General features: G+C 29.7%; 18 protein-coding genes. 16 read left to right on the top strand and 2 right to left on the bottom strand.

Annotated elements, in window-relative coordinates:
* Positions 1-44 precede the first annotated feature (44 nt).
* The 11 genes from hflK (at position 45) to tamB (ending at position 13,221) form a co-directional block, all read left to right on the top strand.
* Entirely contained in the window at positions 45-1,340 is a 1,296-nt protein-coding gene (gene hflK / locus M9397_RS02270; protein WP_250226777.1) for an FtsH protease activity modulator HflK, read from the top strand.
* Positions 1,341-2,366: a protease modulator HflC gene (gene hflC, locus M9397_RS02265; protein WP_250226776.1), complete on the top strand. Its 1,026-nt coding sequence runs from the start codon at positions 1,341-1,343 to the stop codon at positions 2,364-2,366.
* A gap of 156 nt (positions 2,367-2,522) precedes the next feature.
* A complete protein-coding gene (locus M9397_RS02260; protein ID WP_250259626.1) occupies positions 2,523-3,821 on the top strand; it encodes an adenylosuccinate synthase in 1,299 nt (432 codons plus the stop codon).
* A 276-nt stretch (positions 3,822-4,097) separates the two neighbouring features.
* Positions 4,098-4,841, top strand: a complete 744-nt coding sequence (gene rlmB / locus M9397_RS02255; RefSeq protein WP_250226774.1) for a 23S rRNA (guanosine(2251)-2'-O)-methyltransferase RlmB — start codon at positions 4,098-4,100, stop codon at positions 4,839-4,841.
* A 172-nt stretch (positions 4,842-5,013) separates the two neighbouring features.
* Complete coding sequence (rpsF, locus tag M9397_RS02250; RefSeq protein ID WP_250226773.1) at positions 5,014-5,367, top strand: 30S ribosomal protein S6; 354 nt, start codon at positions 5,014-5,016, stop codon at positions 5,365-5,367.
* 242 nt (positions 5,368-5,609) lie between these two features.
* Entirely contained in the window at positions 5,610-5,837 is a 228-nt protein-coding gene (rpsR, locus tag M9397_RS02245; RefSeq protein WP_250226772.1) for a 30S ribosomal protein S18, read from the top strand.
* 54 nt (positions 5,838-5,891) lie between these two features.
* The gene (gene rplI, locus M9397_RS02240) at positions 5,892-6,344 is read left to right on the top strand and encodes a 50S ribosomal protein L9 (RefSeq protein WP_250226771.1); all 453 of its coding nucleotides are present in this window, start codon (positions 5,892-5,894) and stop codon (positions 6,342-6,344) included.
* Positions 6,345-6,655: 311 nt separating this feature from the next.
* Positions 6,656-7,417, top strand: coding sequence for a 3'(2'),5'-bisphosphate nucleotidase CysQ (cysQ, locus tag M9397_RS02235; RefSeq protein WP_250227204.1), 762 nt, complete (start codon positions 6,656-6,658; stop codon positions 7,415-7,417).
* Between the two features lie 229 nt (positions 7,418-7,646).
* Positions 7,647-7,820, top strand: a complete 174-nt coding sequence (locus M9397_RS02230; protein WP_250259624.1) for a hypothetical protein — start codon at positions 7,647-7,649, stop codon at positions 7,818-7,820.
* A 74-nt stretch (positions 7,821-7,894) separates the two neighbouring features.
* Positions 7,895-9,385 carry an autotransporter assembly complex protein TamA gene (locus M9397_RS02225; RefSeq protein ID WP_250226769.1) on the top strand — a complete coding sequence of 497 codons (1,491 nt, stop codon included), beginning with the start codon at positions 7,895-7,897 and terminating at the stop codon, positions 9,383-9,385.
* Positions 9,382-13,221 (top strand): autotransporter assembly complex protein TamB, encoded by a 3,840-nt coding sequence (gene tamB / locus M9397_RS02220; RefSeq protein ID WP_474198193.1) that lies wholly within the window; start codon positions 9,382-9,384, stop codon positions 13,219-13,221. Before M9397_RS02225 ends, tamB begins: the two co-directional genes overlap by 4 nt.
* Before the next feature lie 74 nt (positions 13,222-13,295).
* Here tamB and ppa read toward each other — a convergent pair whose 3' ends face one another.
* Together ppa and ispB are read right to left on the bottom strand one after the other, a co-directional pair.
* Positions 13,296-13,829 carry an inorganic diphosphatase gene (ppa, locus tag M9397_RS02215; RefSeq protein ID WP_250226767.1) on the bottom strand — a complete coding sequence of 178 codons (534 nt, stop codon included), beginning with the start codon at positions 13,827-13,829 and terminating at the stop codon, positions 13,296-13,298.
* A 239-nt stretch (positions 13,830-14,068) separates the two neighbouring features.
* On the bottom strand, positions 14,069-15,040 hold the full coding sequence (gene ispB, locus M9397_RS02210) for an octaprenyl diphosphate synthase (RefSeq protein ID WP_250226766.1): 972 nt from the start codon (positions 15,038-15,040) through the stop codon (positions 14,069-14,071).
* 194 nt (positions 15,041-15,234) lie between these two features.
* Here ispB and rplU point away from each other — a divergent pair, with 194 nt between their 5' ends.
* From rplU to rlmE, 5 genes are all read left to right on the top strand, one after another.
* Entirely contained in the window at positions 15,235-15,561 is a 327-nt protein-coding gene (gene rplU / locus M9397_RS02205; protein ID WP_250226765.1) for a 50S ribosomal protein L21, read from the top strand.
* Positions 15,562-15,577: 16 nt separating this feature from the next.
* Positions 15,578-15,847 carry a 50S ribosomal protein L27 gene (rpmA, locus tag M9397_RS02200; RefSeq protein ID WP_250226764.1) on the top strand — a complete coding sequence of 90 codons (270 nt, stop codon included), beginning with the start codon at positions 15,578-15,580 and terminating at the stop codon, positions 15,845-15,847.
* Between the two features lie 342 nt (positions 15,848-16,189).
* Positions 16,190-17,251, top strand: coding sequence for a GTPase ObgE (obgE, locus tag M9397_RS02195; RefSeq protein WP_250226763.1), 1,062 nt, complete (start codon positions 16,190-16,192; stop codon positions 17,249-17,251).
* A gap of 294 nt (positions 17,252-17,545) precedes the next feature.
* Complete coding sequence (gene greA, locus M9397_RS02190; RefSeq protein WP_250226762.1) at positions 17,546-18,022, top strand: transcription elongation factor GreA; 477 nt, start codon at positions 17,546-17,548, stop codon at positions 18,020-18,022.
* Between the two features lie 378 nt (positions 18,023-18,400).
* On the top strand, positions 18,401-19,027 hold the full coding sequence (gene rlmE, locus M9397_RS02185; RefSeq protein WP_250226761.1) for a 23S rRNA (uridine(2552)-2'-O)-methyltransferase RlmE: 627 nt from the start codon (positions 18,401-18,403) through the stop codon (positions 19,025-19,027).
* The last annotated feature ends 10 nt before the right edge of the window (positions 19,028-19,037 follow it).

Raw genomic sequence — 19,037 nt, 5'->3', positions numbered from 1 at the left:
CAATAGAAATAGTTAGATCACTCATATAGTGTGTGAGGAAAAATATGGTTTGTAATCATCTTAATAACTATAGGTATATTTATGATCCATGGATACATCATTCTAGAAATGATGTAGATCATGCTTTTCTTGAAGATAATAATAAATCTGAATTTAATATATTAGATACAGATAAGTATTTAGATAAAATAACCGATAAATTAAATATATTTAGCAATCACAATAAAGATTCAGAAAAATTTCCTAGAAATAAAAATTTTTTTATCATATTAATATTGATTATTGTTGCTTTTGTGTGGATTATGAGCGGTTTATATACGATTAAAGAAGCGGAACGTGGAGTAGTTTTAAGATTTGGAAAATATCATCATTTAGTACAACCAGGGCTAAATTGGAAACCTACTTTTTTTGATATTGTAATTCCAGTAAATGTAGAATCAGTACGTGAACTAGCAGCCTCTGGTATGATGTTAACTTCAGATGAAAATGTAGTTCGAGTAGAGATGAATGTACAGTATCGTGTAACTAATCCAAAAAACTATTTATTTAACGTTATTGATGCTGATGATAGCTTGCGTCAAGCCACTGATAGCGCTTTGCGTGGAGTTATTGGAAAATATAATATGGATCGTATTTTAACAGAAGGACGCACGGTAGTACGTAGTGATACGCGAAGAGTTTTAGAGCAAACAATACGTCCTTATAACATGGGTATTACTTTATTAGACGTAAACTTTCAAACAGCACGTCCTCCAGAAGAGGTAAAAGCAGCATTTGATGATGCTATTGCCGCTCGAGAAAATGAACAGCAATACATTCGTGAAGCTGAAGCTTATGCCAATGAAGTGCAGCCACGTGCTAATGGACACGCGCAACGTATTTTAGAAGAAGGTCGTGCATATAAAGCACGCACTATCTTGGAAGCACAAGGAGAAGTACAAAGATTTTCTAAAATTTTACCGGAGTATAGAGCAGCTCCTGAAATTACTCGTGAGCGATTATATATTAATTCCATGGAACGTGTGTTAAGCAATACTAGAAAAATATTTGTAAATTCAAAAAATACACAGAACGTATTATTACTACCTTCAGGTCAAGTAGATAAAATTAAAAATAATAATAAAATCGCGTATTCTGATAGTATTGATAACACTGATGATGCGCTTAATTTAAATCAAATATGCGCCACTAGTGATACTGACATGAATGATTCACAGTTAATATCAAAAAGTACTCAGCTGTCTCATCATACGAGTTCTATACCTAAAGAAAAAGTATTAGATCAAAGACAGGCTAATATACAACGTATTGATATTGCACGTAAAGGGAGAGAGTCGTAGATGATACGAAATTTTTTTTCATTTGTTATGTGTATAATAATAATATTATTTTTTTCTTTGTTTACAATAGAAGAGGGGCATAAAGGTATTATATTGCGTTTTGGTAAAGTATTACGTGATACAAATAATAATCCATTGATCTACAATCCTGGATTGCATATAAAAATTCCATTTATTGAGACAATTAAAATTTTAGATTCACGTATTCAAACCATGGATAACCAAGCAGATCGGTTTGTTACTATGGAAAAAAAGGATTTGATTATTGATTCTTATATAAAATGGCGTATTAGTGATTTGAGTCGATATTATTTAGCAACAGGAGGGGGTGATATTTCTCAAGCGGAAGTGTTAATAAAACGAAAATTTTCCGATCGTTTACGTTCAGAATTAGGGAGATTAAATGTTCAAGGCATTGTGACAGATTCTCGCAATAAATTAATGACAGATGTACGTGCGTCGTTAAATAATGGTACTTCAGGAGAAGAAGAGCCAGAGTTTCATTTTAATAATATTAAAAAATCTAATTTCTATTTGAAAAATTATGATATTTCAAAACAAGAACAATATCGTGTTTCTGATTTGGTTCATCCAAACAGTATGGCTGCATTGGGTATTGAGATTGTGGATGTACGAATTAAGCAAATAAATTTACCGACAGAGGTATCTGATGCAATTTATCAGCGTATGCGCGCAGAACGTGATGCTGTTGCTAGGCGGCATAGATCACAGGGACGAGAAGAAGCGGAAAAATTACGTGCTACAGCAGATTATGAAGTAACACGTACTTTAGCTGAGGCTAAACGTCAGTCGTTAATTATTCGGGGTGAAGCTGATGCAGAAACTGCTAAACTATATGCTACTACTTTCAATGAAGATCCTTCATTTTATGCGTTAGTACGCACTTTACGTGCGTATGAAAATAGTTTTAAGAAAAATAACAATGATCTTATGGTATTAAGCGCGGAAACTGATTTTTTACGTTTTATGAAATCACCAAAAAGTACTACTGGGCTTAATAATTAATTATATAATTCAAGATATTTGTAGATTCTTGGATAATCATTATTTATGCTGTTCGATTAAATAGATTATATATGACCTGATGGAATAGAAAGCATCATGTACCCACAATGTATTATTAATAAAATAGTTATTTGAATTAATAGGTGACTTTAAGAAATGGCTAGAAGCATTGTTGTAATAGGAGCTCAATGGGGTGATGAAGGTAAAGGCAAAATAGTTGATTGGTTAGCTTCACGAGCTCAATATGTAGTGCGTTATCAAGGAGGAGATAACGCTGGTCATACTATTGTGGTAGACCGTAAAAAAATAACTTTGCATTTAATTCCTTCTGGAATTTTACATAATCATGTTACTACTGTTATTACTAATGGAGTTGTATTATCGCCAGTTTCTTTAATAAAAGAAATAAAAATCTTATTAAAATCAGGTCTTTCAACATGTAAACGCATATTTGTTTCTGCGTCTTGCCCTATGTTGCTGCCTTATCATGTAGCAATGGATTTGGCTAGAGAAAATGATCGCATCTCTAAAACCATTGGCACGACAGGGTGTGGTATTGGGCCAGCACACGAAGATAAAGTTGCGCGACGCGCTTTACGAATAAGCGATTTATATAACATAAAGAGTTTTAAAAAAAAATTGAAAAATGTGATAGATTATTATAATTTTCAATTAGTTAATTATTATAAAACACATCCTATTAATTATCAGATTGTTTTAGATGAAGTTATGTCAGTATCTGACATGTTGATAGATATGGTTGTTGATGTAACCGAGTTATTAGATGATGCTGCAAAACGAGGTGATTCAGTTATATTTGAAGGAGCTCAGGGTAGTTTATTAGATGTAGATCATGGAACATATCCTTATGTTACTTCTGCTCATACTATCTCTGGAAGTGTAAGCGTTGGTGCAGGAGTTGGGCTTAGTTATATTGATTATGTTTTAGGTATTGTAAAAGCGTATTCTACTCGTGTTGGATTTGGTCCTTTTCCTACGGAATTGTCAAATGATATAGGTAATTGGTTATGTATGAATGGGAATGAATTTGGTTCTACTACTGGACGCCGTCGTCGTACTGGGTGGTTTGATGCGGTATCAGTACGGTATTCCGTAAAAATTAATTCTTTTTCTTCGTGTTGTTTAACAAAACTGGATGTTTTGGATGGCTTAAAAGAGCTAAAAATTTGTATTGCATATCGCAATAAAAATGGACAAATAATACATAAATGTCCATCTTCTTTGGAAGAATGGGAAGCTTTAGAACCTATATATGAAACATTACCCGGGTGGATGACAAGCACTGTAGGCATCACGGTGTTCCATCATCTTCCTAAAGAGTCACAATTATATGTAAAACGCATAGAAAAACTTATCGGAGTTCCTATAAGTATTATTTCTACTGGTTTAGACCGTTCTGCAATAATAATATTGCGTAATCCGTTTGATTCTTAATGCAATATGAGGGAATTGATATCTTATTTTGAATAAAAGACTATTTATTTGGTCAATAAATATTAAATTTATTTTTATTTATATTAAATATACGGTTACGATAAATAAAATATCTCAACATATTATATATCACTATATTTAGAATTAATAAATTCATGATAATGGTATATATCTAAATACATTGTATACCATGTCATTAGTAATAACATGGTATACAATGTATTTTACAAAGTTTATTTCGAATATTATGTGGAACTAATTATTTTCATAAGTGAAATGAGCGAATTAGTATATGGTATACATTCTGTAAAATCGGTTTTAGACAATTATTCCCAGCGAATTTTGTCTGTGTGTATTATGCATAAATCTAAAGATTTGCGTTTGAAATTGTTAATTGATCAAATAAAACAATGTAAAATTAGTATTCAAGAATGTAGTCGCCGACAGTTAGATATTCAAGCGCGAGGTGCGTTGCATCAAGGTATCATTGCCAAAATAGTTACAAATTGTTGTATGCAAGAAAATGATTTGCCGAATTTTTTAATGAAATGTAAAACCACACCATTATTAGTGGTATTAGATGGAGTGACTGATCCACATAATTTGGGTGCATGTTTAAGATCCGCAGATGCAGCCGGGGCGCATATAGTTATTGCACCACGTAATCGTTCAGCGCGTTTAAATGGAACAGTTAGAAAAGTGGCTAGTGGATCTGTAGATAATGTACCTTTTATGCAAGTAACTAATTTAATTAGGACGTTACGATTACTTCAAAAATATAATATTTGGATTATTGGCACTGTAATAAAATCTCAACATCTAATTTTTAACAGTAAATTAATTAGGCCATTAGCTTTTGTAATGGGTTCCGAGGGCGATGGTATTCGTTACCTAACCCAAAAAAATTGCGATGAACTAATTACTATTCCAATGTTAGGGGTTGCAACATCTCTTAATGTTTCAGTAGCTACAGGAATATGTTTATTTGAAGCATTGAGACAACGTAATCAATATAAATAATGCTTCTTGTCATTATGTGGGTATAGTTTCTTCAAGAAAATAAAGTTTTAAAATTTATATAAACGATCGTTTAAGAATAAAATACGCAAGAAATATAAACATTTATATTTTTTTTTAAGAATGTTATTCTTTCAATAAAAGTGGAAAAATTATAATGAAGGGAAAATAATATATGCGTTATTATGAAATAGTTTTTATGATACATCCTGATTTTAAAGAAGAAATATCTAATATAATTGGTCACTACACCACCATTATTACTAATGGTCAAGGAAAAATTCATCGCATAGAAAATTGGGGACGTCGCCAATTAGCGTACCCAGTTAAAAAGTTGCATAAAGCTTATTATGTGTTATTGAACATAGAAGTATCTCAAGATATTGTTAAAGAATTAAATGATGATTGTCATTTTAACAAAAAAATCATACGTAGTATGATAATACGAACTAAATATGCGGTCGTTGAACCATCTCCTATGATGAAAAAAAGAGAAGAAAATCAAGAGTATTACATAAATAGTACATAGTACAATAAAATATATTATGCACATCAAGTACGGAGGAAGTTATTAGTTTTATTTAAATAAATATTTATTAGTATTGTGTTAGTTTTAATGAAATGTTTGTGGATTTTAACAATGAAAATGATAATTGAAAATCTAGAAATATTTCGATTACTTTTTATTTTAAAAAAGTAATAATTTTTAATTATAAAATAAGTTCATTAAATTTGTACGAATTTTATGATAGAGTATGGAGTTAATTAATTATGGCACGTTTTATACGTCATCGAAAATTTTGTAGGTTTACGGCAGAAAAATGTATTTATGTTGATTATAAAGATCTTATTACAATACAGCATTCTATTATAGACAGTGGAAAAATCATTCCAAGCAGAATTACTGGAACGCGAGCAAGATATCAACGACAGCTAGCACGTGCCATTAAAAGAGCACGTTATCTTTCTTTACTACCGTATACTGATCATCATCAGTAATTGTAGTTTCTTGAGAATTAGTATAATGTTTATATATTATAAACGGAAATAACAATGAAGATTATTTTATTAAGTAATATCGATAAACTTGGAAGTATAGGATCAGAAGTTATCGTACGTTCAGGTTATGCTCGTAATTTTTTAATACCCAAATCTAAAGCAATACCATCTACAAAAAAAAATATTGAAATATTTAAAGCACAACAACTTGAGTTACAATCTAAAACTATAGCAGCGCAAACTCAAGCTGAATTTTGCGCAGAAACTATCAACAAATTAGGTAGTATTACTATTAAAGCTAAATCAGGTGTTGAAGGGAAATTATTTGGTTCTATCGGTTCTCGTGATATAGCTACTGCGATCACAGCCGCTTCTGGTTTTAATATTTCTAAATCTCAGATTAGATTACCTAACCATGATGTATTAAAAACTATTGGTACATATAATATAAATATTCATATTTATAACGATATTTTTGCCAAAATAAACGTTATTATTCTTGGTTAAATAATGAAAATTAAATAATCCATAAATAATACAATAATTTTCATTATTATTATTTAAGTCGTATAAGAAAATTCTATAAACCCTTTTCAATTATTGCAAAATAGAAATGTAAGTAAGGGATACATCTTTTTTAAGAAAATATAAACATGAAGATGTATATCTTTTATTTCAACTAATAATCATTATTATATGATTACTTAAAGTTAAGTGTTGATTTTTATAAATACATGATTAATATGTTGTGTTTTGAGCTTATCTTATGCTCGCTCAAAAAGTTAATAAGGATATATGTTATGGTTTTTTATCATAAAATGGTGGAAAAAGTAAGTTATATTGCTCGTACAGCTGGAATAGAAATTATGAGGATTTATAACGGAGGTTTAAAATTAAATGCGTGCAAGAAGTTAGATACATCTCCTATCACTAATGCTGATTTATTTTCTCATAAGGTTATTGTGTATTATTTGAAAAATTTGACGCCTAAAATTCCAATTTTATCTGAAGAAGATATTACTAGATGGAGAGAATGTAGAGATAAAAATTGTTTTTGGTTAATAGATCCTTTAGATGGAACTCAAGAGTTTTTATTACGCAATGGTGAGTTCACTGTTAATATTGCTTTCATTGAGTATGGTCAACCTATTATGGGAGTAGTATATGTTCCAGTGTACAATGTATTATATGCTGCAGACAATGGACAAGTATGGAAGATTAATGATCGAGGAGAATATATAAACATTACAGTACGTATGGTTCGTGATCCAATTATAGTGATGAGTCGTCGTAGTAGTGATTTTTCTTGCGATCGATATAAATTATATAATTATTTAAAAAAATTGAAAAACTATAAAATTGTTAACATTGGATCTTCATTTAAATTTTGTTTAATAGCAGAAGGTAGCGCTCAATTTTATCCAAGATTTTCTTGTACTAAAATTTGGGATACAGCTGCTGGACATGTAATAGCTAGAACCGCTGGCGCTGCAGTTAATGATTGGAACGGCAAGCCTTTGCACTATAAAAATATTGATCGGTCTTTTTTAAATCCTGGTTTTCAAGTTTCATCGTATTAATTGGTTTGTTGATTGTATGTATATTAATTAAATAATTAATATCAATAACTATTGTCGGTATTTAAATTTTTCAATTTATAGTATTATTTTGTCAGCATTGTCAGTAAGATACTAGTAATATACATAAAAAAGACACAATCATATTATGATTGAGTTCATACATTAATATATATATATATATATAATATAGTTAATGATTCGATATATTTTTCGGGATTTTAAAAAATATATGATAATAAGGTTGTATTTAATAATATATTTTTTTATACCACTAATATGTGATAGCAGTATCAGTTTAAGAGTAGAAGGATTAGATAGTGAATTAGATTATAATGTGCGTCAGAAATTATTGAGTATACATACTAATGTAAAATATGTAGATTTAGATTTAAAAAAAAAATAGATAATGCAATTAGAACTGGACTGCGCCCATTAGGCTATTATGCGCCCACATTGATTTTTTCCCCACTTAAGTCTTTGAATGAAAATTCTGGTTTATTAGTTATTAAAGTTGAGCCTGGGATTCCAGTTATAGTAACTGAAGTAAATGTCGTTATACAAGGAGATGGTGCACAGGATGTTGATTATCAAAAAATAATAAAAGATAGCAAATCTTTTATTGGAAAAAGATTAAGTCACAAAGATTATGAACAGTTTAAAAATAAACTGTATAATTTAGCTTTATTCAAAGGATATTTTGATGCTAAGTTCCAAAATAGTCAACTTATTGTTATACCTTCTCGTTATCAAAGTGTTTGGAATATAGATTTTTATAGTGGTCAGCGTTATGTTTTTGAAAGAATTAAATTCCATGGTAATCAAATTAAGGAGGATTATTTAAAAAACATATCTAATATACGCTTGGGAGAACATTACAGTGCTGCATCCGTTATGGAATTAAATCGTCGATTTTCTTACACTAATTGGTTTGAATCAGTATCAATTTCTTCAGATTATATGCATCTTCAACAAAAAAAAAAAATAATATTAGATATTTTTCTTGATCCTTGTGCAAAAAATAATTTTGCAATCGGGTCTGGTTATACTATTGACGTGGGTCCTAGAACTAAAATTATTTGGAAAAAACCATGGATTAATGCATATGGGCATAGTTTAGAAACTAATTTTAGTTTATCTACTCCAGAACAAGTTCTTGATTTAAGTTACAAAATTCCATTATTTTCCAATCCATTAGAACAATATTATTTATTACAAGGAGGTTTGATACACGAAGATACAGATAACATTCAATCCAGTGCTGTGACTGTAAATATGGCTCGTTATTGGAATTGTTCTCACAAATGGCAACGTTCAATTAATGTGCATTGGCACTTTAATTATTGTTCTAATCGTTATATCACTAAAAATATAATATTCATTTATCCAGGGATAAGCATATCCCGTGTTCGGAAGAGAGGTGAAATAATCCCATATTGGGGAGATAGCCAGCGTTACTCAATAAATATATCTAATAATTGTTGGAAATCAGATATTAATTTTGTTGCTGTGCAAGTTCAAAATATTTGGGTGCGGACATTTTTAAAAAAACATCGTATTTTGGCTCGTGGCAATTTAAGTTGGATAGATACCAACAATTTTTCATCTATTGGTTTAATGTTTCGATTTTTTTCTAACATAGACAATGGTATTCGTGGATATAAATATAAATCTTTATATCCTTATGATAATACTAAATGTTTTAAGAGTGTCGTTGCTAAGCTCATTACTACTACGTTTGAATATCAGTATAATGTGATTAATAAGTGGTGGGGAGCTATGTTTATAGATGCAGGGGAGATTACTAATAATATCAAATGGGATAATCTTAGATCTGGTATAGGTATCGGGGCGCGTTGGCAATTACCAATAGGTCCTGTAAAATTGGATGTCGCAACCCCATTAATGCATAAAGGTAAGATAAATCGTCAGTTTTTATATTTATATGTCGGTTTGGGGCCGGATTTATGATTTGTATAAAAAAAATCTGTGTTATTTTTTTAGCATGGATGTCAATAGTATGTGGGGTTTTTGTGTTTTTATTAGGTACTAATATAGGAACATATTTGACTCTTACAGGAATTACATATTGTATTCCTGGTCTAAAATTTGATTCTGTTTCTGGTGGCTGGGGTAAATTTAATGTTACTCATGTAGTATATGAAAACTCGATAGGTATAATCAAAGTTGATGCATGTGATGTTATTTTAAATCTAAAATATATATGGAATAAACAAATATACATTAATCATCTTTTTTTGGAAGATGTTTGCATAAAAATAAAAAAAAATGACACAACAAATAAATTATATAAAAAATATGAAAGTATAAAACTAGATAATATTCTTTCTATCCCGTTTCCCATAATACTGAAGAATATAGTATTGAATAATACTCGTGTTCATTTAAATAATATTACATTGGAGCTAATAAAATTAGATACTGGTGGACTAATATTTCAAAAGAATTTGTTGACAGTTTTACCTATCAATATTAAAGGAGCAGTTCTAAATATTTCTAATGTCAAGACATTCAACATAACAACCAATGCGATAGATATATACAAGTATAGCAATCAATGGAATATAAGGTATTTATTAAAATCATTGTCTAGTAAATTATTAATGAAATTACCTTCTTTTAATCTTCCTGTCAATATAATTGTGAAGGATATAACAGGAGAGAACTTTTACATTTTTAATAATCATAATTCCTATATTATTAATAATTTTTGTTTACAAACATATTTATGTAACCAAACTATAAATATAAAATTGAACATTGAATTGCCGCATGGATATATTAATGCAATAGGTAACATAATATTCAAAGATCATTACCCAATAAATATAACTGTCAATTATATGAGGTATGATTCTAAGATCAGTAATCAGTCTATGAATATGGCAAAAAAAGGGGTGAGCAAAATAAAATTAGTTATAGCAGGAGAATTATACAATGAAATATGTTTTTATTGCGATTTTTTAGGTTTTGTTTCTACAGCTCATGTTTTATTAAAAACTAAAATAATGCAATGTGGTACACCTATCAATGTATCTGTAGTAGGTAGGAAAATACCACTTTCTTTTTTAGGATTGAATGATTATTTAATAGAAGAGATTGATGTATCTGTAAGTGGTGAAATAAGAAATTATTGTATTCAAATAATATCGCAATTAAGTAATTCTAAATTTTCATCATTAGTGAATATGGTTGTGAATGCTCAAGGAGATGTTAATAGTTGTTCTATTTCTAAACTAAGAATAACTATATCAGAAGAATATCTGGATATACAAGGAGTCGTTAATTGGGACGATACGATTAGTTGGAATAGTGTATGTGTATTAAACAAAATAAATATTTCTCAAAAGTGGTTAAAATATCCTGTCAATTTGTCAGGTAATATCAGTATGCAAGGACATGTATGTCCTAATGCTTGGGATATAATGATATCTGATTTAAATATTAGTGGGAGCATGGAAAATAATAGTATTTCATGCGTAGGTGTATTATACAATAATTCAATTGGTGTATGGAAAATACCCACATTATTGATTAAATGGGGCCCTAACGTGTTAGAAATACAAGAAGACTTAAAAAAAGATTCTACTTTTAACATTGTGTTTTCAGCTCCAGATTGCAACGTGATTGTACCTGGTCTAAATGGCAGTGTATTTGGAAAATTTAAATTATATAGTCCTGTTAAATACTCCCCTAGATTATTGTTGAGCATTGATGCGTGTTCTTTGTATTGGAGCGATAAGAACCTTAATGTTGACAAAATAATGGTACATGGTGATATTTGTTGTGATACTGTCACACAAAGCAAAATTTTTTTTCAAGCAGATCAGATAAAATGTGGAATTTTATCGTTACATCAATTAATTATGCAAGGACAAGGTAATGTTAAAGAACATTATTTGAATTTAATTGCTCACGGAGACATGTTATCTGGTCAAGTAAAACTTTGTGGAAATTTAGATCTTTTTCATAAAATTTGGCGTAGTAAAATTAATAAAACAAGCATTGTTACTCCAACAGGAACATGGAAACTAATGCAAGACATGGTTCTTACTTATCAACATTTGACTCGAAAAGTTATCTTGAATTCGCATGACTGGGAAATTATTAATTGCACAATGCCTATTTCCAGTGTTTTAAAAACGAAGATATTGAATAAGATGAATGATATATTTAAAGATTTTAATGCAGTTTCTTTAAAAATTTTATTACCAGAATTAATAAACGTGGACACCGTTCGTATATGTTGTACGTGTTGTGATTGGATATTAGGAACACCATTGCCTAATGGTATCATTTCATTGTCAGTAAAGAAATGTAACTTTAAGTGTACTATTGAAGACCCGTCAAATTTTCCGATTACAATAAACAACATAACCACGAAAATCGTGTTAACACAAACTACTTTGTATTGCAAGTGGTTCATGAATATTGGACACGATGATCAAAATCATGGGTCATTTAAAATAACTAAATCAGATACTACATCTAAAGTAGTAGGTAATATATATATGGAAAATACTTCGTTACTACCTTTCTGTAATTCATTGATTTCATTAAAAGAACCTATTAATGGTTTATTAAACTTAAATATTTATTTTTACGGATATCAAAATCACCTAAAAATTTATGGTACAGCTCAATTACACAATTTTAATATCAATAAACCTGATACACCATTTTTTGTAAAAAATAGTCAACTATTTATAAAATTTTTTGGAGATCATGCTCTATTAAATGGAATAATAGATACAGATTACGGATGTAGGTTGCATGTCAATGGGAACATTACTAATTTTGATTCTATTAGTAATATACGAGCATTTTTTAAAATACGAGGTCACCAAATTAATTTTTGTATTTCTTCAGAAATAAGAATGAAAATATCTCCTGATATTACTTGTATAATTACTTCAGAAAAAATTCATATAGCAGGAAATATCGAGATTCCTTGGGCGCATATTGCAGTAAAGGAATATTCAAAAAATATAATAAATATTTCTTCAGAAGAAATTTTGCTAGATGATAATTTCCAACCTATTTTAAATAATGATAAAAATTTATTTATTTCTTTTTCTTCTAATATTAATGTGTGTCTTGGTAACGATGTTAATTTTAACGGATTGGGTCTTCGTGCGAAATTAAGGGGTAATTTAGAAATTGAATATAATAATAATCACTTAGCATTAACAGGCCATATTGATATACCTTCTGGTTTCTTTCAAGCATATGGACAAAATTTAATGATACAAAAAGGACAGTTACTATTTTCTGGGGCGATAAATCAACCATATATTGATATTGAAGCGATTTGTGATCCTTCTAGTATTAAAGAAGGGAGTATAGTTGGTACACGGATCACCGGGACTTTTAGTCAACCAAAAATAGAAATTTTATCTAATTCGTTATCTCTTTCTTCGAAAGAGATAACATCTTATTTATTGGGCGACAGTAAAAATGCAATTATTTTTAATACGGATACGAATATAGTAACATCGTTATTAATTGGTGCAAGTGTCAGGAATAGTGAAAAGTTTATTAACAAAATAGGAAAGGTATTTGGTGTTCAAGGTTTAACATTAAATACTCAAGATATTGGTACTGCACCGTTGGTTGCGTTAAGTGGATATATTGCTCCTGGTTTTCAAATTAACTATGGAATTGGTATTTTTGATTTATTGACAACGATAACGGCGCGTTATCATCTATGTTCGCAACTGTATTTAGAAGTTACGTCTGGTAGTAATCAACAAGCGATCGACTTATTATATAAATTTGATTTTTAGTTTTTTATACTTTATATTTACATGCAACCAATATTTTATAAAATGTGCGAGATCCAATATAAAGTGTAATAGAATTACATATTTTTTTTAAAACGTTCAAAAGAGTTTAAAATTTCCGTTTTAGCAGTGTTAATATCGCTCCAACCTTTTATTTTTACCCACTTTTCAGAATCTAGTTCTTTGTAATTTTTGAAAAAATGACTGATTTGATTGCGTAATAACATTGAAAAATCACTTATATTTTTAACTAATGAATATCGTTTTGATATTTTATCATGAGGAACTGCAATGATTTTAGAATCTTCTCCAGATTCATCTATCATGTTAAGCATACCTATAGGACGGCAATGTATTACACAACCTGATCGTAAAGGATATGGAGTAGGTACTAATACATCTATTGGATCTCCGTCTAGCGATAAAGTTTTATTGATATAACCATAATTACAAGGATAAAACATAGGCGTTAGTAAGAAACGATCAACAAATATTATTCCTGTTTTTTTGTTAATTTCATATTTAATTGGATCAGAATTCGCTGGAATTTCAATAATTACATATATGTCTTCTGGAATATTCTTTCCTGCTGGTACTTGATTGAAATACATTTATATTTCCTATCTGTGTAAATAATAAGGTTAAAAGTAAATCATATGTCATATATATTGTATAATCAATATGTTTATTGACATGAAATTATTATATTTTATTATTAATAACAATAAAAATATTTACATGTTTTGTAAAAAATAAGTATTTATATATGTATAAACGTCGTGATTTATGCTTTTTATATTTTATGTAGAATTTGGGTATTGTATATATTTATGATTTTACAGATAAAAATCTAATATATTCTTTGGATTATATAAGCTGCTAAACTTGCTAATGCTTGTCGATAAGGGGAAGGAGGTAAAATATCAAGACAAGAAATAGCTTTATTAACCTCTGTTTCAGCGCATTGTCGAGTGTATTCTAATGATCCATGTTGATGCATTGTATCTAAAATTATATTTAATAAGTGACGTGTGTTACCTTGTTTAACAGCTTGAACTATAACTGATGCTTGTTTTGAGGTGCTATGATGAATAGCATGTAGAAGAGGAAGAGTCAGTTTTCCTTCATTTAAATCATTTCCGATATTTTTTCCAAATACTGTTTCTGATCCAGAATAATCTAATAAATCATCAACTAGTTGAAAAGCAATGCCCATATATCGTCCATAATTACGTAATGCTTCTTCTTGACAAGCATTAGCATCTGCTAAAATAGCAGATGACTGAGAAGCCACTTCAAATAAACGAGCAGTTTTACTATAAATAATTTTCATGTAACTATCGATGGTAATAGTTGGGTCATTGCAATGTGTTAATTGTAATATTTCACCTTCTGCAATTATATTAACAGCATTTGCCATCAAAGATAGTATCTTCAGAGATTCTAGTTCAATCATCATTTGAAAGGCTCGTGTATATATAAAATCCCCTACTAATACACTAGCAGCATTACCGAAAATTATATTAGTAGTTGTTCTGCCGCGCCTCATGTGTGATTTATCTACTACGTCATCATGCAGCAAAGTAGCAGTATGAATAAACTCTATTAATGTAGCAATAGTAATATGCTGTGTTTTTTTATAATGTAATGCCCTTGCAGTCAGCAAGGTGATCATAGGTCTAATTCGTTTTCCTCCGCTATTCATAATATATTGAACAAGTTTGTTAATTAAAGTAATTTCAGATGCTAATCGTGTGTGAATTTCTGAATTCACATCTTCCATATCTTGTTCAGTTAGCTTGGAAATTTGATCAATATTCATTAATATTATTATAACTATAAAATGTTGATGTATCTATATGTTACTTATGTATGCAAGTCGATTTGTATTAAGTTAAACTATATTTGTGAGTGTGCAGTAAATTTTATTATTGTGTTGAGAAACATTTTTTTTTAATGTATAAGAATACGTATGGGAATAATATCAGATTATAAACAAGAGATGGATTATTATTTATGTATGCAGTCTTCCAAACTGGCGGCAAACAGTATCGTGTTGTTGAAGGCCAATTAATTCATATAGAACAGATTGGTATTGACATTGGTAATCAAGTTGAATTTAATCAAATATTGCTTATTGAATGTGATGATTACCTGCAAATAGGGAGTCCTTTTGTAAAAAATGGACAAATTATAGCAGAAATTGTAGCTCACAGTCTTAATCAGAAGATAAAGATTATTAAATTTAGACGTCGTAAACATTTTCGTAAATTTCAAGGACATCGTCAATGTTTCACAACAATAAAAATAATAAGCATAAGCAATTGCAATCCAAATCATTAAGAAATAGGGAATAAAAATGGCACATAAAAAAGCTGGAGGTTCTACTCGTAATGGTCGAGATTCACGTAGTAAACGTTTAGGAGTTAAATGTTTTGGAGGTGAATCTGTATCGTCAGGTACTATTATTGTGCGCCAACGTGGTAATAGGTTTCATCCAGGAAAGTATGTAGGTTGCGGGAGAGATTATACTCTTTTTGCTTTAAAATCTGGGAAAGTTTTATTCGAGCAAAAAGGAGCATTGCGTCGAAAATTTATTAGTATCGTTCCTACATTATTAAAAACGTAATGTAGTTAATGTTACTTAACAATTAAATTCTTATTTTTAAAAATATAGGTAAGATCCTGATGAGACGGCACTGATATAATTACAGTAATGATCATACTAGTATCGTAAACATGAAGTATGTGCTGTTTAATGGGACATCAAATCATTTGAAAACATTTCATGTGTTTATACAGATTTACAGAGTAAAATAATTATACATTTTGATAGCGGTAAAAGTAAAAAATACTGAAAACGTTATTTTAATAACATTAATGGGTTCTATTATTGTGAATTTACATCACTTATTAAGTGATAAAATTTTTGTATACCACAAATATAGACGATATGTTAGGGATATATTGTATGAAGTTTGTCGATATGACAAATATTACGGTTATTGCTGGTAATGGAGGAAATGGGTGTATTAGTTTCCAAAAATCAGGAAGAAGAGCTTCGTTTTTGAAGAAACCTAATGGTAGTAATGGAGGAAGTGGCGGAGATGTTTGGTTATTAGCAGATCCTAATATTAATACTTTAAATTATTTTCATTATAATCGTGTTTTTAGAGCTGGACATGGACAAAGTGGCCGTAGTCGTGGTTGTACTGGTAAAAGAGGTAAAGATTTTATTGTAAAAGTCCCGTGGGGGACTAGAGTGAGTTGTAAAAAAACAAACAAATTGTTGGGATACATGGGTATTCACCAAAAACAGTTAATGGTGGCTAAAGGAGGGCTCCGTGGCGTGGGAAATGGACATATTAAATCTTCTGTGGTGAGTCATAAGAAAATTTGTAATACATATGGGTCAACAGGAGAATCCCAACATTTGCTATTAGAACTGCTTCTAATAGCAAATGTTGGGATGTTTGGATTACCCAATTCTGGAAAATCTAGTTTTATTCGTATAATATCATCAGCTAAACCAAAAGTGGCAAATTATCCATTTACTACATTAATACCTTATTTAGGTGTGGTACAAATTAATAACTACAATAGATTTGTTATTGCGGATATTCCTGGTATTATTAAAGGTGCTTCTCATGGATTAGGATTAGGAATGCGGTTTTTGAAGCATCTAGAACACTGTCAAATGTTATTACATTTTGTTGATATTGCACCTTCGGATGATTCCGATCCATTAGAAAATATTATTACTATTAAGAATGAGTTAAGCAATTACAATAAAAGTTTAATTAATAAACCTTGTTGGTTGATATTTAATAAAATAGATTTGTTGGAACGGTACGTGGCGGAAAGAAGGATTCATCATATTATTAGTTCCTTAAAATGGAAAGAGCGCTACTACTCCATATCTTCTATGTATAATACAAATGTATTATCGTTATGCAATAATATTATGAGGTTTATTGTCCATCATACTCAAAGTCAAGAATCAACTCTTATACGTACAGAAGACGATGAGTAGGAACTAAGATTAATTAATTTTATTTTAAAACAAAATACATAATGTACCACCTAAGTTTAAAAAAAATTTTAATATCATGCATGGTATCGTAATTTGTGATGTTTTATAAAACATATACCACCTCGAAAATAGTAGATGTATATTAAGAGAGATGTTGTTAATTAAATTTCAAAGAAATTAAGTACATAACAATTTTTATTTTTTAAAGATACAAATATATAATGTTTAAAATTGATCATGATTTTCTGTGTAACTTGGTTGTTTAAACATATGCAATATGGATAAAGGTGCAACATGAAGCGTATACCAATGACTTTACGTGGATCTGAAAAGTTGAGAGAAGAACTGGATTATTTAAAAAATGTTCGTCGCCCAGAAATTATACAAAATATTTCTCAAGCGCGGGAGCATGGAGACTTAAAAGAAAATGCTGAGTATCATGCTGCTAGAGAACAACAAGGATTTTGTGAGGGTCGTATTCAAGAAATAGAGTCTAAACTTGCTTCTGCGCATATCATAGATGTTGCTAAACTCTCTACTGGCGACAGAGTAGTTTTTGGAGCGACAGTTGGTGTTGAAAATTTAGAGACAACATATAGACAAACGTATAGTATTGTGGGGGATGATGAAGCGAATCTGAAAGAACGTATGATTTCTATCCATTCTCCCATTGCTAGAGGGTTAATTGGACATAAAGAAGGAGATATTGTTCGAATTAATACTCCACAAGGGCAAGTAAGATATAAAATATTTCAAGTTAAATATTGTTAAACATATTTTTTGTTTTAGTGTAATTAAATAAAATTTTATAAAATGATGATTTTGCAACCAAAAAATAAAATTTTATTTGCATCGTTATATTAATTAATATTTTAGAATAAATATGTGATGCCATTAATGTTATTAATAATGAATTTGTATTTGTATTTTCGTTTGTTTTAAATTTTTATTGTTTAAAATTGAATATGTTTTATGTATATATGCTATTTTTTGTATTGGAAAATATATAAAAATTGAATGCATACAAAAATTTATTTATTCATGTGTGATTTTTATTTTTTGTTTAAGTAGGATTGAAAGAAACATAAGTTATCGCCATTTCATCAATATTGTTTGTTGATTCAGAAAGTATTTGAGAAGTCGCCTGATATGGTAAATAGTAAACGTTGTATGCGTTCTTCAGGATGGTTAAAAAAACATTTCAAAGATCAGTATACGAAAGAAGCACAAAGACAAAAATTGAGATCACGGGCTTGGTTTAAGCTTGATGCAATAAATCGCATGGACGCATTGTTTGATGTTGGTATGACGGTAATAGATTTGGGATCAGCGCCTGGTGGTTGGGCGCTTTATGTAAAAAATAAAATAGGAAAGACGGGACGTATTGTAGCATGCGACAGATTGTCTATGCGTAATATTTCTGGAGTGGATTTTTTGAAAGGAGATTGTTCTGATCCTAATGTTTTCAAAATATTATGCACATGGGTAGGACAAAAAAAGGTTAATGTGGTTTTGTCTGATATGTCTCCTAATACCACTGGTATATCAACAATCGATGTAAGTCGGTCCATATATCTTGGGTATTTGGCATTAAATATATGTCGTAACACTTTAATGTATAAAGGAACTTTTTTAGTGAAAGTTTTTCAGGGAAAAGATTTAGATAAATACTTGTGTGATGTGCGTTCCTTATTTAACATAGTAAGGATTCGTAAACCAGATTCCTCTAGATCTCATTCTCGTGAGGTTTATATTGTAGCGAAAGAACGTAAGTAAACATAATTTA

Origin of the sequence: Blochmannia endosymbiont of Camponotus sp. C-003, from assembly GCF_023585685.1 — a bacterium.
In the GTDB taxonomy this organism is placed as follows: Bacteria; Pseudomonadota; Gammaproteobacteria; order Enterobacterales; family Enterobacteriaceae; genus Blochmanniella.
The sequence above is the reverse complement of the archived record's forward strand: the minus strand, read 5'-3'. Positions and strand labels throughout refer to the sequence as shown.

Excerpts from the sequence above, each read along its gene's own strand:
- hflK (WP_250226777.1), top strand. The coding sequence starts at position 45 with ATGGTTTGTAATCATCTTAATAACTATAGGTATATTTATGATCCATGG.
- hflC (WP_250226776.1), top strand. The coding sequence starts at position 1,341 with ATGATACGAAATTTTTTTTCATTTGTTATGTGTATAATAATAATATTA.
- M9397_RS02260 (WP_250259626.1), top strand. The coding sequence starts at position 2,523 with ATGGCTAGAAGCATTGTTGTAATAGGAGCTCAATGGGGTGATGAAGGT.
- rlmB (WP_250226774.1), top strand. The coding sequence starts at position 4,098 with ATGAGCGAATTAGTATATGGTATACATTCTGTAAAATCGGTTTTAGAC.
- rpsF (WP_250226773.1), top strand. The coding sequence starts at position 5,014 with ATGCGTTATTATGAAATAGTTTTTATGATACATCCTGATTTTAAAGAA.
- rpsR (WP_250226772.1), top strand. The coding sequence starts at position 5,610 with ATGGCACGTTTTATACGTCATCGAAAATTTTGTAGGTTTACGGCAGAA.
- rplI (WP_250226771.1), top strand. The coding sequence starts at position 5,892 with ATGAAGATTATTTTATTAAGTAATATCGATAAACTTGGAAGTATAGGA.
- cysQ (WP_250227204.1), top strand. The coding sequence starts at position 6,656 with ATGGTGGAAAAAGTAAGTTATATTGCTCGTACAGCTGGAATAGAAATT.
- M9397_RS02230 (WP_250259624.1), top strand. The coding sequence starts at position 7,647 with ATGATAATAAGGTTGTATTTAATAATATATTTTTTTATACCACTAATA.
- tamB (WP_474198193.1), top strand. The coding sequence starts at position 9,382 with ATGATTTGTATAAAAAAAATCTGTGTTATTTTTTTAGCATGGATGTCA.
- ppa (WP_250226767.1), bottom strand. The coding sequence starts at position 13,829 with ATGTATTTCAATCAAGTACCAGCAGGAAAGAATATTCCAGAAGACATA.
- ispB (WP_250226766.1), bottom strand. The coding sequence starts at position 15,040 with ATGAATATTGATCAAATTTCCAAGCTAACTGAACAAGATATGGAAGAT.
- rplU (WP_250226765.1), top strand. The coding sequence starts at position 15,235 with ATGTATGCAGTCTTCCAAACTGGCGGCAAACAGTATCGTGTTGTTGAA.
- rpmA (WP_250226764.1), top strand. The coding sequence starts at position 15,578 with ATGGCACATAAAAAAGCTGGAGGTTCTACTCGTAATGGTCGAGATTCA.
- obgE (WP_250226763.1), top strand. The coding sequence starts at position 16,190 with ATGAAGTTTGTCGATATGACAAATATTACGGTTATTGCTGGTAATGGA.
- greA (WP_250226762.1), top strand. The coding sequence starts at position 17,546 with ATGAAGCGTATACCAATGACTTTACGTGGATCTGAAAAGTTGAGAGAA.
- rlmE (WP_250226761.1), top strand. The coding sequence starts at position 18,401 with ATGGTAAATAGTAAACGTTGTATGCGTTCTTCAGGATGGTTAAAAAAA.